16 protein-coding genes are annotated in these 13,703 nt (G+C 74.7%); 8 read left to right on the top strand and 8 right to left on the bottom strand.

The window, feature by feature from the left end:
* The first annotated feature begins 277 nt into the window (after window positions 1-277).
* Together ABZW03_RS25415 and ABZW03_RS25410 are read left to right on the top strand one after the other, a co-directional pair.
* A complete protein-coding gene (locus ABZW03_RS25415; RefSeq protein ID WP_355262582.1) occupies window positions 278-1,270 on the top strand; it encodes an Lrp/AsnC family transcriptional regulator in 993 nt (330 codons plus the stop codon).
* A 234-nt stretch (window positions 1,271-1,504) separates the two neighbouring features.
* Entirely contained in the window at window positions 1,505-1,939 is a 435-nt protein-coding gene (locus ABZW03_RS25410) for a hypothetical protein (RefSeq protein ID WP_355262579.1), read from the top strand.
* Window positions 1,940-1,966: 27 nt separating this feature from the next.
* Here the strand turns inward: ABZW03_RS25410 and ABZW03_RS25405 are convergent, their stop codons facing one another.
* From ABZW03_RS25405 to ABZW03_RS25395, 3 genes are all read right to left on the bottom strand, one after another.
* Entirely contained in the window at window positions 1,967-2,866 is a 900-nt protein-coding gene (locus ABZW03_RS25405) for a helix-turn-helix transcriptional regulator (RefSeq protein ID WP_355262577.1), read from the bottom strand.
* Between the two features lie 79 nt (window positions 2,867-2,945).
* Window positions 2,946-3,494: a hypothetical protein gene (locus tag ABZW03_RS25400; RefSeq protein WP_355262575.1), complete on the bottom strand. Its 549-nt coding sequence runs from the start codon at window positions 3,492-3,494 to the stop codon at window positions 2,946-2,948.
* 77 nt (window positions 3,495-3,571) lie between these two features.
* Entirely contained in the window at window positions 3,572-4,279 is a 708-nt protein-coding gene (locus tag ABZW03_RS25395; RefSeq protein ID WP_355262572.1) for a 4'-phosphopantetheinyl transferase superfamily protein, read from the bottom strand.
* 255 nt (window positions 4,280-4,534) lie between these two features.
* Between ABZW03_RS25395 and ABZW03_RS25390 the strand changes: the two genes are divergently transcribed.
* Complete coding sequence (locus ABZW03_RS25390) at window positions 4,535-5,983, top strand: choice-of-anchor A family protein (protein WP_355262569.1); 1,449 nt, start codon at window positions 4,535-4,537, stop codon at window positions 5,981-5,983.
* A gap of 162 nt (window positions 5,984-6,145) precedes the next feature.
* Here the strand turns inward: ABZW03_RS25390 and ABZW03_RS25385 are convergent, their stop codons facing one another.
* Window positions 6,146-6,775, bottom strand: a complete 630-nt coding sequence (locus ABZW03_RS25385) for a TetR family transcriptional regulator (protein ID WP_355262566.1) — start codon at window positions 6,773-6,775, stop codon at window positions 6,146-6,148.
* Between the two features lie 77 nt (window positions 6,776-6,852).
* Here ABZW03_RS25385 and ABZW03_RS25380 point away from each other — a divergent pair, with 77 nt between their 5' ends.
* Window positions 6,853-7,797, top strand: coding sequence for a hypothetical protein (locus ABZW03_RS25380; protein ID WP_355262563.1), 945 nt, complete (start codon window positions 6,853-6,855; stop codon window positions 7,795-7,797).
* A 21-nt stretch (window positions 7,798-7,818) separates the two neighbouring features.
* Here ABZW03_RS25380 and ABZW03_RS25375 read toward each other — a convergent pair whose 3' ends face one another.
* The 3 genes from ABZW03_RS25375 to ABZW03_RS25365 form a co-directional block, all read right to left on the bottom strand.
* Window positions 7,819-8,316, bottom strand: coding sequence for a hypothetical protein (locus ABZW03_RS25375; RefSeq protein WP_355262560.1), 498 nt, complete (start codon window positions 8,314-8,316; stop codon window positions 7,819-7,821).
* Window positions 8,317-8,419: 103 nt separating this feature from the next.
* A complete protein-coding gene (kynU, locus tag ABZW03_RS25370) occupies window positions 8,420-9,646 on the bottom strand; it encodes a kynureninase (protein WP_355262557.1) in 1,227 nt (408 codons plus the stop codon).
* Window positions 9,647-9,704: 58 nt separating this feature from the next.
* Window positions 9,705-10,535, bottom strand: coding sequence for a tryptophan 2,3-dioxygenase family protein (locus tag ABZW03_RS25365; RefSeq protein WP_355262554.1), 831 nt, complete (start codon window positions 10,533-10,535; stop codon window positions 9,705-9,707).
* Between the two features lie 187 nt (window positions 10,536-10,722).
* On the opposite strand from ABZW03_RS25365, the gene ABZW03_RS25360 reads away from it, so the two are divergent.
* Both ABZW03_RS25360 and ABZW03_RS25355 read left to right on the top strand, forming a co-directional pair.
* Window positions 10,723-11,184 (top strand): Lrp/AsnC family transcriptional regulator, encoded by a 462-nt coding sequence (locus ABZW03_RS25360; RefSeq protein ID WP_355262551.1) that lies wholly within the window; start codon window positions 10,723-10,725, stop codon window positions 11,182-11,184.
* A 74-nt stretch (window positions 11,185-11,258) separates the two neighbouring features.
* Window positions 11,259-11,798, top strand: coding sequence for an NADPH-dependent FMN reductase (locus tag ABZW03_RS25355; RefSeq protein WP_355262548.1), 540 nt, complete (start codon window positions 11,259-11,261; stop codon window positions 11,796-11,798).
* Between the two features lie 108 nt (window positions 11,799-11,906).
* On the opposite strand, the gene ABZW03_RS25350 is transcribed toward ABZW03_RS25355, so the two are convergent.
* Entirely contained in the window at window positions 11,907-12,539 is a 633-nt protein-coding gene (locus ABZW03_RS25350) for a MarC family protein (protein ID WP_355262545.1), read from the bottom strand.
* Window positions 12,540-12,753: 214 nt separating this feature from the next.
* Between ABZW03_RS25350 and ABZW03_RS25345 the strand changes: the two genes are divergently transcribed.
* Together ABZW03_RS25345 and ABZW03_RS25340 are read left to right on the top strand one after the other, a co-directional pair.
* Complete coding sequence (locus ABZW03_RS25345) at window positions 12,754-13,317, top strand: DoxX family protein (protein ID WP_355262542.1); 564 nt, start codon at window positions 12,754-12,756, stop codon at window positions 13,315-13,317.
* Between the two features lie 181 nt (window positions 13,318-13,498).
* Window positions 13,499-13,636 carry a hypothetical protein gene (locus ABZW03_RS25340; protein ID WP_355262539.1) on the top strand — a complete coding sequence of 46 codons (138 nt, stop codon included), beginning with the start codon at window positions 13,499-13,501 and terminating at the stop codon, window positions 13,634-13,636.
* Window positions 13,637-13,703: the final 67 nt, after the last annotated feature.

The following is a 13,703-nucleotide window of genomic DNA, read 5'->3' as shown; positions in this document are numbered from 1 at the left end:
CCTCGACGGTCCGCGCCGTGACCGGCTCGGCGGACCGTCGCGCCGCCAGCTCCGCGCCGACCTCGCGCACCGCGGCCTCCACACCCTCCGCCAGCGTCCGCAGCTCCATGAGTTCCACGATTTCCATGGCCGTGCTCCCCTCTCCCGTCGTCCCCGAGTCCGTCCCCGGCCGGTCGCCGCTCCGGCCGACCGGTACCAGGAGTACCGGGACAAGGAGTACCGTCAGCGCTGCCGAACAGGACGCGGAAGCCGCCGGGAATGACGGGAATCGGACACCATGGACCTCGCCACCGCTGATCCGGACAGCGTGCTGGACGCCCTCGACCGCCGCCTGGTCTGCGCGCTCCAGGTGGACGGACGGGCCGAGCCCGGCCGGATCGCCGAGGTGCTGGGCGTCTCCGCCCGGACGGTCACCCGTCGGCTGGGCCGGATGCGGCAGGCAGGCGTGCTGCGGGTGGTCCGGCTGCCGGACGTCGAGGACGCCGCCGTGGGCGCGCTGCTGCTGCGGGTCCGGGTGCTGAGCGGCCGGGTGGACGCCATCGCCCGGGCCCTCGCCGACCGCCCCGACGTCCCGTTCGTTGACGTCATGCTCGGCGGCCACGAGATCGGCGCCGTGGTGCTCACCGACGCCGGCTCCCGCGACCGGCTGCTGTACGGGCAGCTGCCCGCGACCGGCGCCGTCACCGAGACCACCACCCACGCCGTGCTGCACGCCTTCGTCGACGCCGGGCAGTGGCGGGCCGGGTACCTGACCGAGCAGGAGACCGCCGCGCTCGCCCGGCCCGCCGTCCCGCGCCCAGCCGCGCCCCCGCCGCTGGACGGCCTCGACCGCGCGCTGCTGGAGCGGCTGGGCGAGGACGCCCGGCAGTCCCACGCCGTGCTGGCCGCGGCCGTCGGCGCGCCCGAGTCCACGGTGCGTCGCCGGCTGCACCGGCTGGACGAAGCGGGGCTGCTGCGCACCCACGCCACCGTGGACCCGCGGCTGCTCGGCATGGCCGTGGACGCCAACCTCTGGCTGGACGTGCCGCCCGGCCGGCTCGCCGAGGTCGGCACGGCGCTGGCCCGCCACCCGCGGGTGCACGGGGTGTTCGCCACCAGCGGCCCGGCCAACCTGCTGGCCACGGTGTTCTGCCCGGACCATGGCGAGCTGTACCGGTTCCTCACCGACACCCTCGGCCCGCTCGGAGCGGCCCGGGCGGAGACCACCATCACCGCCCGCGCGGTGAAGCGGGCCGGCGTGCTGCTCCGGCAGCCGCCCCGACGGCCGTAGCGGACCGGTCGTCACCGGGCCGGCCGCAGCGGACCTGCCATGGCCGGCCGCTGCGGCCCGCGCGGGGGAGTGCGGCCGAGGGGGAGAGCAGCCGCGGGGAGCGCGGCCGACGGCTGCCCGGCGGGCCGTTACCTGCGGGGTCATCGACGCCCGCCGCCCCCACCGGGCAGGGTGGTGGCACCCGGTGCGGCCGCCACGGCCCCGGGCTCCCACCCCGACAGGAGGCGATCCGTCATGTCCGCCCACGCGAACACCCTCACCCCCGCCCGGCCCGGTTCCGCCTTCTCGCCGTGGACGGTGCGCGGCGCCCTCGCCCTGGACGCCCTGGTCACCGGCGGCAACGGCCTGGCCTACCTGGCCTTCTCCGGCCCGCTCGGCGAGCTGCTCGGTGCCGGCCGCACCACCGTGGTCGACATCGGGCTCCTCCTCCTCGGGTACGCGCTCGCGGTCGGCGCGCTGGCCGCCCGCCGGCGGCCGCCGGTGTTCGGGGTGCGGGCCGTGATCGACCTCAACCTGGCCTGGGTGGTGCTCAGCCTGGTCGCGATGGAGCTGTGGCTGGAGCCGACCACCGCCGGGTTCGTCTGGATCCCGGCGCAGGCCGGGGCGGTGGCTCTGTTCGCCGTCCTCCAGTACACCGCCCTGCGGCGCCGGGCCCGGGAACAGGGCTGACGTCGAGCCCGGGCGCGGAGGAACGCCCTACCGCTCGGGCCCGACCACGGCTTGCAGGAACCGCACCGTCTCCGCGTCGGCCGGCAGGAAGGTCTCCATGGCCAGCTCGGAGACGGTGACGTCCAGCGGCGTGTTGAAGGTGGCGATGGTGGAGAGGAAGGAGAGCACCCGCCCCCCGTGCCGGATCCGCATCGGCAGTGCGAACGGGAAGCCGTCGGCGGCCGGACCGTCGGCGGCCCGGTCGTCCGCCAGGTTCTCCGCAAGCTCGGAGGCAAGGTCGGAGGTCGTCCCGGAAGCAGGTTCAGCAGCGGGATCGGCAGCCGGCTCGGGGTAGGAGCGGACCTCCTCGTACAGCCGGCGCAGCGGCTCGGCGCGGACCAGCTCCAGCTGCCGCTCCATCCGCTCCAGCAGGTGCTGCCGCCACTGCCGCAGGTTGACGATGCGCGGAGCCAGCCCGTCCGGGTGCAGGGTGACCCGGATCGCGTTGAACGGCGGCTCCAGCAGGTGCGGGGCGACGCCGTCCATCAGCAGCCCGAGCGAGCGGTTGGCCGCCAGCACCCGGAAGGCCCCGTCGACCACGACGGCCGGGTACGGGTCGTGGGCGGCCAGCAGCCGTTCCAGCCCGCCGCGCAGCGCGGCCATCGACGGGTCGTCCAGCGGCGTCTCGGGGTAGTGCGGGGCGTAACCGGCGGCCAGCAGCAGGGTGTTGCGCTCGCGCACCGGGACGTCCAGCTGCTCGGCCAGCCGCAGCACCAGCTCCCGGCTCGGCCGGGAGCGGCCGTTCTCGACGAAGCTGAGGTGGCGGGTCGAGGAGTCCGCCCGCAGCGCCAGTTGCAGCTGGCTGAGCTGCCGTCGTTCCCGCCAGCCGCGCAGCAGCGGGCCGACGCCGGTTCCCGTCGGGCTGCCCATGCCCGCCATGATCGTCATGGCCCAGGACGCTACTCGAACGAGCCCGGTCGAGGGGAGGGGGCGTGGGGATCGGGCCGGCGGGGGGAGCGGGGGCGGGTCAGACGCCGGTGCTCGAACCCGGGCGGATGACCATGAGCACCACGACCACGGCCCACAGCAGGTTGAACAGCCCGGCGGTCATCGGCAGCGTCTTCAGGCCGCCGAGGGCCTTGGCGTGCCGCTCGTCCGACGGCTCGAGGTCGAGCGCGTCCACGGCGGCCTGCTGACCGGGCAGCACGAAGAGCAGCAGCGAGAGCGCGGCGACCGCGGTCAGCACCATCGAGACGATCAGCCAGGACTGCCCGAGCACGTCCATCACCTGGGCCAGGCCGATGCCCAGCACCGGCACGCTGACCCCGAGCAGCGCGTAGACCTGGGTGATCCGGTGCAGCACGCGCAGCACACCGGCGTCGGAGGCCCGGTCCGGACCGGCGGCCAGCGCGGCCTTCGCCCGGCGGGGGAACATGCTGACGGCCACCGCGACCGGGCCTATGAACAGGACCGAGACGAGGACGTGCAGGCTCAGCAGGAACTTGGCCATGGCGGGGGCATCCTTGGGGATCCAGTGGGCGGCTGGTCGGCGGGCGCGCGCGGTCGGCGTGCCCACGACCAGGCACGCTAACACCGCTTATTCACCGGCCCACCGCGCGGGTGGGCCGCTGGGGCCCCGCCCGGGCCCGGCGCTCAGCCCGCCGCGGTGAGGTCCACGATCCGGGGCGGGGCGGTGCTGACGGCCGCGACGGCGGCGGCGTGCTCCGGGTCGGTCCAGTCGAGCAGGTGCAGGTCCTCCCACCGGCTGGCCAGCGGAGCGCCCGGCGGGACGGACAGCGGCAGCCCGGAGAGGTCGACCCGGCCGAGGGTGTCCAGGGTGGCCCGCCCGATCTTGATCAGCGACTCCTTGCGCACCCAGAGCCGCAGGAACGCCTGCTCCGGCTCCGGGGCGGCCTCGACCAGGGCCAGTTCGGCCGGGGCGAGCACCCGGCGGGCGACCGAGCGCAGCGAGCCGCCCCGGGCGGACAGCTCGACGTCCACCCCGACCGGCTGGTAGCCGGCGCCGGCCGCGACCACGCCCCGGGTGTGCGACAGGCTCACGTGCACCCCGGGGTGGTCCGGCAGGTAGGGCTTGCCGTGGTCGGCGAGCCCGCAGTCCGGGCACTGCTGGGCGAGGGCGAGGCCGGCCACCGGCACACCGAGCAGCCGGGCGGCGCAGAGCCGGACCAGCAGGTGCCCGGCGGTGAAGTCGATCCGTCCGGACTCGTGCCGGAAGCGCGCGGCGCGCTCCCGTTCCATGGCGGTCAGCAGGTGCTCGCCCGTCTCGGGGTGCCGCAGCACGGCGTCGGCGGACGCGACGGCGACGAGCGGCGCGCTCTGTTCCTGGGCCTCGGTGGTCATGCCTCCCAACCTAGGGCCTCCCCGTCCGTCAGCGCCTGTGTGGTTCGGCACTGCTCCAGACGGATGAATTTCAGATCCGATCTGAAGATCTGTAGGGTGCGAATAGTCCGTTTTGGGGTTGGATATCCCGGATCTGTGAGATCGCTAGCAGATAGCACGGAACGCGGCAGACCATCCTGGTCTGCCCTTTTCTCATGCACGGAGGAATTGTCGATGGGTCAGGCCACCGGTTCGCCGGATCACAGAACGACCGCCGTGAGAACTCCGGCCGCACGCAGGCGCCGGGCCGTCCGGGTCGCGGTGGCGACCGCCGTCACCGCGCTGCCGCTGGCCGCGGTGCTGACGGTGGGTTCGGCCGCTCCGCTGGCCCCGCCGCTGGGCGCCTGCTCCGGGCCCGACTGCCCCGCCACCTGGCCGCCGCCGCACAACGGCGACTTCCCCGGCCGCGACGCCACCATCAACGTCTTCACCGGCGGCGACTACACCGTGAACGGCCGGGCCGCCGAGGCCGAGGGCAAGATCGTCACGCTGGGGAACCTGACCGTCGACAAGAACGGCGGCGGCATCTACAACATGGGCGTCGTCGGCGTCGGCTCGCGCGTGCCGCCGCCGAACGGCAGCGACTTCGTGACCACCGGCGGCAACGTCGACGTCGTGGCCGGCAACAGCATCCTGATCGGCGGCAGCGACTCGAAGGGCCCGGCGTTCGGCAACCTGCGCCACGCGGGCACCGTCACCGGCACCGTGAGCATCGACCCCACCGGCCAGTCCATCCAGGACCCGAACGCCGCCGCGCCGTACCAGTCGGTGCTGACCCAGATCGAGGAGGTCTCCGACTGCGTCGGCCGGGCCACCGCGACCGGCACCGTCGCGGTCACCGCCAGCGAGGCGACCTTCACCGGTGATGGCACCAGCATGAAGCAGGTCTTCAACGTCACCCAGAACCTCGCCTCGCCGAGCGGCGGGCAGATCGGCCTGGTCTTCACCAACATCCCGGCCGGCGCCACCGTCGTGGTGAACATGCTCGGGGACAGCCCGATCATCAACACCTACACCGGCACCGGTCTGGCGGGCGACCAGACCACCGAGATGCGCTCCAAGCTGATGTACAACTTCCCGACCGCGACCTCGGCGCAGATCCTCGGCAGCGCCCAGTTCCAGGGCTCGGTCCTGGCCGGCAACCCCGGCGGCACCACGACCATCGCCCAGCCGGGCCTGAACGGCCGGGTGTACCTCGCGGGCAACCTGATCCACACCGGCACCGGCGGCTACGAGATCCACAGCTACCCGTTCGACGGCGACCTGCCGGACTGCGTCGTGACGCCGAGCCCGACGCCGACCTCGCCGAGCCCGACGTCCCCGTCCCCCACCTCGTCCCCCACCTCGCCGTCGCCGACGTCCCCGTCGCCGACCTCGACCTCGCCCGCGCCGACCTCCCCGGGGCCGACCTCCACCTCGCCCGCGCCGACCTCCCCGGCGCCCACCTCGCCGTCGGCCACCGCGACGACGTCCAGCGCCGGTCCGGGCCCGACCAGCCACCACCCGACCGGGCACCCGACCAGCCACCACCCCGGTGGCGGCGGTGAGCTGCCCTCCACCGGAGCGGGCAACGCCCCGGTGGTCTTCGGCCTGGCGGGCGTCGGCCTGCTCGGCCTCGGCGGTCTGGCCGTGCTGGCCGCCCGCCGTCGCGGCCGCCACAGCTGACGGTCCGTCCGGCTGCCGTAGGCTCCCCCGTACGGCTGGGGAGCCGAGCAGTCGGACAGCGGCGCGGGCCGCCCGAGTCGATCCGACCGGGCGGCCCGCGCCGTTTCCGTCCGCGCCGTTTCCGTCCGCGCCCCGTGCCGTTCCCCGGCTCCCTCCGGCCGGCTACCGCGCGGCCGGGTAGCGGGCGAGGCCCGAGCCGAGCAGTCCGAAGGCCCGGTCCACCGCCGCCTCGATCCGGGTCCGTACCGTCCCGGCGGGCTCCCCGGCCACCACGGCCCGCCGGACCTCGCCGAGCGCGGCCCGGTGGGCGCCCGCGACGGCGCCGGCCACGATCCGGGGGAGCGGGTCCTCCGGCGCGGCCCCGGACTCCTCGGCCAGGACGGCCGCCAGGGCCGCCTCGGCCCGTTCGCCGAGCTCCAGCAGCCGGGCCCGCAGGGCGGCGCTGTCCTCGACGATCCGCCAGAACGCCGCCATCCCCGGGTGCAGCCCGACCGTCGGCTCCCCGCTCGCGAAGGCCGCCAGCAGCTCGGCCCGGACGGCGTCCACGGCCGAACTGCCGACTGGACGGTGCCGGACCACCTCGGCCAGGTGGGCGACCACCTCCTCCTGACGGTCGAAGAACAGGTCCTCCTTGGTCGGGAAGTAGTTGAAGACCGTGTTCGGCGAGACCCCGGCCGCCCGGGCCACCTCGGTCACCGTGACCCGGTCGAACCCGCGCTCGGCGAACAGGCCCATGGCGGTGTCGGCCAGCAGCTCCCGGGTCTGCTGCTTCTTGCGTTCGCGAAGTCCCATGGCCGGAGTCTATCCGCCGTTCATGGTGTCACTCCAAACTTGCAGTGACACCAAAAATATCGGCTACGGTGGGCGGCATGACCTTCACCTTCGGCATCTATCCCGGCGGAGCGGCCGGCGACGACACCGGCGTGATCGCGCCCGCCCGCCCCGACGACCCGGCCCGGATCACCGCCGCCCTGCGCGAACTCCAGGGCGGCGCGGCGGAGTTCCTGGTCCGCGCCTACCGCTCCCACCCGGGCGGCGAGCACACCCCCGAGCGGCCCGAGCAGTACGCCGTCGAGGGTCGCCGGCTCGACCTGGTGGTCCAGTACCGGGAGCGCGACGGGGAGTTGGCCGGCTGGCTGGACTTCGTCCGGCGGACGGTCCGGACGGAGGGGCGCCGCCTCGCCCTGCTGCAGATCTGCGAGGAGCCCAACCTCGACCTCCCGCCGGTGGACGGCAGCGTCCCGAACGTCCGCCGGGCGCTGGTCGAGGGGGTGGTCGCGGCCAAGGAGGAGGCGCTGGCCCACGGCTTCGACCGGCTGGCCGTCGGCTTCAACGCGGTGCCCTCCTTCGACCCCGCGGACACCTTCTGGCCCGAGCTCGGCCGGCTCGCCGACGAGCGCTTCCACCGCGCCCTGGACTACGTCGGCCTGGACTTCTTCCCGGACGTCTTCCGCCCCGTGCCGCCCGGCCGACTCGCCGACGCGGTACGGGCGGTGCTCACCGGCTTCCGCCGGGACACGCTGCCCCGGGCCGGGATCGGCCCCGGCGTCCCGCTGCGGATCTGCGAGAACGGCTGGCCCACCGGCCCCGGGCGGAGCGGGGCGCGGCAGGCCGAGGTGGTGGCGGAGGTGGTCCGGACGGTCGCCGGGCTCGCCGCCGAACTCAACGTCACCGGTTACGCGTTCTTCGCCCTGCGCGACGCGGACAGCGCGGGCGCCGGGCTGTTCCCGCGCTTCGGCCTGCTGCGCGACGACTACACGCCCAAGCCGGCCTTCGCGGTCTACCGGGAGCTGGTCGAGGAGCTGACGCGCTGACGAACCGGCCTTCCGGGCCGGTCAGTTCGCCTCGAAGAAGCGCTCCACCGTACGGCGGCGGGCGGCGTCGGCGTGCACCGGTTCGCCGATCACCCGGCCGGCCAGGGCGACGGCCAGCTCGCCGACGTCCTGCCGCAGGAGGCGGGCCGCCTCGGCCCGGTCGGCGGCGATCCGGGCGCGGCCGGTGGTGAGCAGTTCGTCCCGGTGACGGATGCCCTCCGCGCGGGCCGCGGCCATCGCCGCCGCGCCGCGCTCGGCGTACTCCTCCCGGATCCGGGCCGCCTCGTGCCGGGCCTCGGCCAGCTCCCGCAGGCGGGCCTCCCGGACGGCCTCGGCCTCGGCGAGCAGGGCCTCGGCGCGTTCGGCGCGGCCCTCGGTGGCGTCCCGGCGCTCGGACTGCACCCGTTCGACCCGGGGGAGCAGGTGGCGGCCGAGCGTCCACAGCAGCAGGAGGAACAGCACCAGTCCGAGGAGCAGCGGTGCCGGTTCGGGCTTGAGCGGGCCGAGTTCGAGGTTCACGCACGACCTCCCCAGGGTGGTGACGTCCCGTCAGGAAGGAGCATCCCCGAGGGCGACGGCGGTCGAACTCGGCCCGGACATGAGCTGCGTCACGGTGGCCGGGCTACGTGACTTCGCCCCGGCGGGAGAAGCGCTCCGCCCGCCACTCGCCGCTCTCCAGCACCTCGGCCAGCTGCCGGGCCGCGTCCCAGACCTCGGTGTACGAGAGGTAGAGCGGCGTGAAGCCGAAGCGCATCAGGTCCGGCGCGCGGAAGTCGCCGATCACCCCGCGCTCGATCAGGGCCTGCACCACCGGGTAGCCGTCGGCGTGCCGCAGCGCGACCTGGCTGCCGCGCCGGGCGTGCTCGCGCGGGGTCACCACCTCGACGCCGTCCAGCCCCTCGGTCAGCGAGACGAACAGGTCGGTCAGCGCCAGGCTCTTCGCCCGGACCGCCGCCAGGTCGACCCGCTCCCAGACGTCCAGCGAGGCGTCCAGGGCGGCCTGGCCGAGCAGCGAGGGCGAGCTGGTCAGGAACCGGCCGATGCCCGGCTTCGGGTCGTACCCGGGCTCGAAGGCGAACGGCCGGGCGTGGCCGAACCAGCCGCTCAGCGGCTGGAGCGGGCCGGCCGCCAGGTGCCGCTCGGCGACGTACAGGAAGGCCGGCGAGCCGGGGCCGCCGTTCAGGTACTTGTAGGTGCAGCCGACCGCGAAGTCCGCGCCGGCGGCGTCGAGTTCGACCGGCAGCGCGCCCACCGAGTGGCACACGTCCCAGATCATCAGGGCGCCCGCGGCCCGCACCCGGGCGGTGATGCCGGGCATGTCCAGCAGCTCGCCGGTGCGGTAGTCCACGTGCGAGAGGACGACCGCGGCGACGTCCCCGTCCAGGTGCCGGTCCAGCTCCTCGGGGCGGATCAGCGCGCTGCGCGCGCCCTCGGCCAGGCCGGTCACGCCCTCGGCGATGTACAGGTCGGTGGGGAAGGCCTCGGCGTCGCCGAGCACCGTGCGCCGGCCCGGGCGCAGCCGGAGCGCGGCCGACAGCACCTTGAACAGGTTGACCGAGGTGGTGTCGCAGACGACCACCTCCGCCGGATCGGCGCCGATCAGCGGCGCGATCCGCCGCCCCAGCCGGTACGGCTGCTCGAACCAGCCGGCGTCGTTCCAGCTGCGGATCAGCTCCCGGCCCCACTCCTCCTCGACCACCCGGCGCACCCGCTCGGGCGTGCGCACCGGCAGCGCGCCCAGCGAGTTGCCGTCCAGGTAGACCACCCCGTCCGGCAGGGCGAACTCCTTGCGGAACGCCGCCAGCGGGTCGACGGCGTCCAGCGCCGCGCAGTCCTCGCGCGTGGTCATGCCCGTCCCTCCCTCGTCATCCGTGTGGTGCACAGCCCGTCCCGTTCCGTTGTGCCCGTCACAGCCCGTCCCGGATCGTCCACAGCTCCGGGAACACGTCCTGCTCGGCCGACTTGCGCAGCCAGGTCAGCCCGCTGGAGCCGCCCGAGCCGGGCTTGCCGCCCATCGTCCGCTTGACCGCCGAGAGGTGCCGCTGGCGCCACCGGGTGACCCGCTCGGCCACGTCCAGCAGGGCCTCGCCGAGCGGCTGGAGCGCGGCGAGCTCCGGCTCGGTGTACACCCGCCGCCAGGCCGCCTCGACCTCGGCGGACGGCTGGTAGCGCTGCTCGGAGGGCGCCTGGCGCGGGGCCAGGCCGCGGCGCGCCAGCAGGGCCAGCGCCTCGTCGTACAGGCCGGGGGAGCGCAGCGCCTCGGTCAGCTCGGCCTGGGTCTCCGGCATTCCGTCGTACATCTTCAGCAGTGCGGCGTTCTTGTTGCCGAGCAGGAACTCCAGCCGCAGGAAGGCGGCGGACTGGAAACCGGAGGCCTCGCCGAACAGCGCGCGGAAGGAGTTGAACTGGTGCGGGGTCATGGTGGCCAGCAGGTCCCAGGACTCCACCAGCACGTCCTGCACGTGGGTGCCCCGGCGCAGCGCGGCCAGCGCGGCGGTCAGGTCGTCCTCGCGCAGCGCCTGCCCGGCGAGCGTCCACTCGTGCCGCAGCAGGTCGAACAGCAGCTCCATCACCTGGGTGGTGACGATGAACGAGAGCTCGGCCGGCTCCTCGCTGCGCGGGTGCTGCAGGCCGTGCAGCTCCTCCAGCCGGACGTACTGGGCGTACGGGGTCCCCCGGCCCGGTGCCCCACCCCGACCGAACGACAGGTTGGGTGTCTCCACCGTGTCGTGCCCCATCCCGATCCCTCCTGATCCTCCGGGCCCGTCACCCGGTCCGGTGAACCAGCCGGACTGCCGGGTTCCACCGGGTGCCCATTGTGCGGCGGCGATGCCCCCCGCTTGAATGGTCGACGGGTATCGCAACCGCCTTCGGAGCTGTCGTTCGCAAGGCGTTCCGCCGATTCGCCTTACAAACGGAAATCCCTTGATCCCGACCACCGGGGAGGCCGCCTTGGACGCCGTCGACCGCCGTCTGCTCGCCGAGCTCCAGGCCGACGCCCGGCTCTCGTACAACGAACTCTCCCGCCGGGTGAGCCTGTCCGCACCCGCGGTGGCCGAACGGGTCCGCCGGCTGGAGTCGGAGGGGGTGATCAGCGGCTACCACGCCCACGTGGACCTCACCCGGGCCGGGCTGCCGATCACCGCGCTGGTCCAGATCCAGTGCTACGGCCCGCGCTGCGTGCTGCGCGACCCGGACGTGCCGACCTGGTCGGAGGTGGTCCAGCTGCACCGGGTCACCGGCGGGGCGTGCTGCGTGCTGCTGGTCGCGGTGTCGACGATGGCCGAGTTCGAGGCGGTGTGCGACCGGCTCGGCGGCTACGGCCAGCCGTCCAGCTCGATGATCCTCTCCAGCCCGGTGCCCTGGCGGCCGGTGGAGCCGCGCTGACCGCCGGGTCACTTCTGCGGGCCCGCCCGGGCCGGCTGGCCTTGACGCGGACGTCAGGGAGTAGGTTGCCCGGCATGCCGAACGAGCGCCACATCCTGCTGCTGCCCGGGAGCCTGCGGGCCGGTTCCACCAACGAGACCGTGCTGCGCACCGCGGCCGCGGTGGCCGACGCCACCCCGGGCCTGCGGACCACGTACTACACCGGACTGGCCGGGCTGCCGCACTTCAACCCGGATCACGACACCGACCCGCTGCCGGAGCCGGTGGCCGCGCTGCGGGCCGCGATCGAGGCGGCCGACGCGCTGCTGGTCTGCACCCCCGAGTACGCCGGGACGCTGCCGGGCGCGTTCAAGAACCTGCTGGACTGGACGGTCGGCGGGGTCGAGATCTCGGACAAGCCCACCGGCTGGATCAACGCCGCCGGCCCGGGCCGCGGCCTGGGCGCCGAGGCCACCCTGCGCACCGTGCTCGGCTACACCGGTGCGGCCGTGCTGGACGGGGCCTGCGTCCGGCTGCCGCTGGAGCGGGGGGCGGTCGGCCCGGACGGGCTGGTCGCCGACCCGCTGGTGCGCGAGCGGATCGGCGAGGTGCTGGCCCGGCTCGCGGCGGGCTGAGCGGCGGGCCGAGCGCCGACCTCACGCCCCGGCCCGCGGCGGCCGAGCGGCACCGTCCCGACCCGGCCCGCGGCGGCCGAGCGGTCGGGTGACCTGCGGAGAGCGGGCTCAGTGCCCCTCCGGCAGGTGCACCCCCAGCCCGGCCAGGCCCTCCAGGAACAGCTCCACGCCGACCGCCGCCAGCAGCAGCCCGAGCAGCCGGGACAGCACCTCCAGCGAGGTGCGGTGGGTGCGTCGCATCAGCGGTGCGAGCACCGCCACGCAGAGGTAGTTGATCACCGCGACGGCCACGTACGCCCCGGCGACGGCGGCCTTCCAGCCCCAGTCGTCCTGGTTGAGCGAGGCGACCAGGACGGCCGTGACGGCGAGCGGGCTGGCGATGTACGGGAGCAGCAGTTCGCGGATGCCGTCCACCAGCGGGTTCGCCAGGTGCTCGTCCTCGTCGCCGTCCGAGCCGAGGTGGATCCCGAAGACCAGCGCGACGGCGTAGACGAAGAAGATCGCCCCGCCGGCGAGCTGGAGCGACTGGTCGCTGATGTGGAACAGGCTGGTCAGTTCGTCGGCCCCGAAGCCGAGCACCAGGCCGATCACGGCCGAGATGGCCGTGCTCAGCGCCGCCAGCCGGCGCAGCTCCAGGTTGCTGCGGGTCGCGGCGAGCCGGGCGAAGGACAGCAGGGTCTTCGGCGGGCCGACCACGGCGAAGAAGGCGATGAAGGCGCTGCTCAGATTGAAGACGAACATGCGCCCAAGCATGACCGCGGGGCCCCGGGCGGGCGGTCCGCCACGCCCCGCGGCCGGGCGTGGCCTGCATCTCCTCACCGGGCGGTTCATTCCCGGTCGGCGGCGAATTCGCCCGGATGGCGGCCTCGATTCGAAGCCGCGGGCGCTCTCGGTTGCTATGGAGGCAGGACTGCCACCGAGCGGGACCACGCCGCCGCGGAAGCGAGGATGCGACATGTGTCTGAACCGTAGGGACCTGGGCCTGCTGGCCCTGCGCAGCGCGGTCGGCGGGGTGCTGATCGCGCACGGCACCCAGAAGCTGTTCGGCTGGTTCGGGGGCGGCGGCCTGGACGCCACCACGGAGGCCATGGAGCACATGGGCTTCCATCCGGCCCGGCAGAGTGCGCTCGCGGCCGGACTCGGCGAGGCGGGCGGCGGCGCGCTGCTGGTGGCCGGGCTGGCCACCCCGGCGGCCGGCGCGGTGGTGGCCGGGACGATGGCGGGCGCGGTGTCGGTGCACGCCCCGGCCGGCTTCTTCGCGATGTCCGGCGGGTACGAGTACCCGGCCTTCCTCGGCGCGACCGGGCTGGCGATCGGCCTGGCCGGGGCCGGCCGGTACTCGCTGGACCACCTGACCGGCCACGTCTTCGACCGGCCGTGGGTCGGCCTGGTGTCCTTCGTGGCGAGCGCCGCCGGGGCGTACGGCGTGGTCGCCCGGCGCCGGCACGTGGTGCGGCTGCGCGAGGAGCGGGCCGCGGTGGAGGCGGACGAGCAGGAGGAGGGCTCCGGGCTCTCGTAGCGGGCGCGCTGGGCGCGGCGGGCGCGGCGGGTCCTCCCGCAGCCGTCTCACCTGGCGGTCATCTCCCCGGCGGTCGTCTCACCCGGAGGCAGCAGCCCTGCTGGCGGCCGTCCGCCGGCCCTCGGAGGGTGGGCGGGAGGTGTGCCGGGCAGCCCGGCGCCGACCGGAAACGAGGGACCGCATGGACCGCCAGCCGCTCACCCGCGCCAGCCGCCCGACCCCGCCGAGGGCCACCGAGCAGGACCTGGACGCACCGCCGCTGGGGCGTCAACGGTGCCTGCTGGCGGGGGTGTCGTCATGGGCTGTCACCCGCTGCTGAACACATAGGCAGTGTGGAGGGAACGCGGGGAAGTGAAACATCTCAGTACCCGCAGGAAGAGAAAACA

Origin of the sequence: Kitasatospora sp. NPDC004799, assembly GCF_040609095.1 — a bacterium.
GTDB lineage: Bacteria > Actinomycetota > Actinomycetes > Streptomycetales > Streptomycetaceae > Kitasatospora.
The sequence above is the reverse complement of the archived record's forward strand: the minus strand, read 5'-3'. Positions and strand labels throughout refer to the sequence as shown.

Excerpts from the sequence above, each read along its gene's own strand:
- ABZW03_RS25415 (WP_355262582.1), top strand. The coding sequence starts at position 278 with ATGGACCTCGCCACCGCTGATCCGGACAGCGTGCTGGACGCCCTCGAC.
- ABZW03_RS25410 (WP_355262579.1), top strand. The coding sequence starts at position 1,505 with ATGTCCGCCCACGCGAACACCCTCACCCCCGCCCGGCCCGGTTCCGCC.
- ABZW03_RS25405 (WP_355262577.1), bottom strand. The coding sequence starts at position 2,866 with ATGACGATCATGGCGGGCATGGGCAGCCCGACGGGAACCGGCGTCGGC.
- ABZW03_RS25395 (WP_355262572.1), bottom strand. The coding sequence starts at position 4,279 with ATGACCACCGAGGCCCAGGAACAGAGCGCGCCGCTCGTCGCCGTCGCG.
- ABZW03_RS25385 (WP_355262566.1), bottom strand. The coding sequence starts at position 6,775 with ATGGGACTTCGCGAACGCAAGAAGCAGCAGACCCGGGAGCTGCTGGCC.
- ABZW03_RS25380 (WP_355262563.1), top strand. The coding sequence starts at position 6,853 with ATGACCTTCACCTTCGGCATCTATCCCGGCGGAGCGGCCGGCGACGAC.
- kynU (WP_355262557.1), bottom strand. The coding sequence starts at position 9,646 with ATGACCACGCGCGAGGACTGCGCGGCGCTGGACGCCGTCGACCCGCTG.
- ABZW03_RS25365 (WP_355262554.1), bottom strand. The coding sequence starts at position 10,535 with ATGGGGCACGACACGGTGGAGACACCCAACCTGTCGTTCGGTCGGGGT.
- ABZW03_RS25355 (WP_355262548.1), top strand. The coding sequence starts at position 11,259 with ATGCCGAACGAGCGCCACATCCTGCTGCTGCCCGGGAGCCTGCGGGCC.
- ABZW03_RS25350 (WP_355262545.1), bottom strand. The coding sequence starts at position 12,539 with ATGTTCGTCTTCAATCTGAGCAGCGCCTTCATCGCCTTCTTCGCCGTG.
- ABZW03_RS25345 (WP_355262542.1), top strand. The coding sequence starts at position 12,754 with ATGTGTCTGAACCGTAGGGACCTGGGCCTGCTGGCCCTGCGCAGCGCG.
- ABZW03_RS25340 (WP_355262539.1), top strand. The coding sequence starts at position 13,499 with ATGGACCGCCAGCCGCTCACCCGCGCCAGCCGCCCGACCCCGCCGAGG.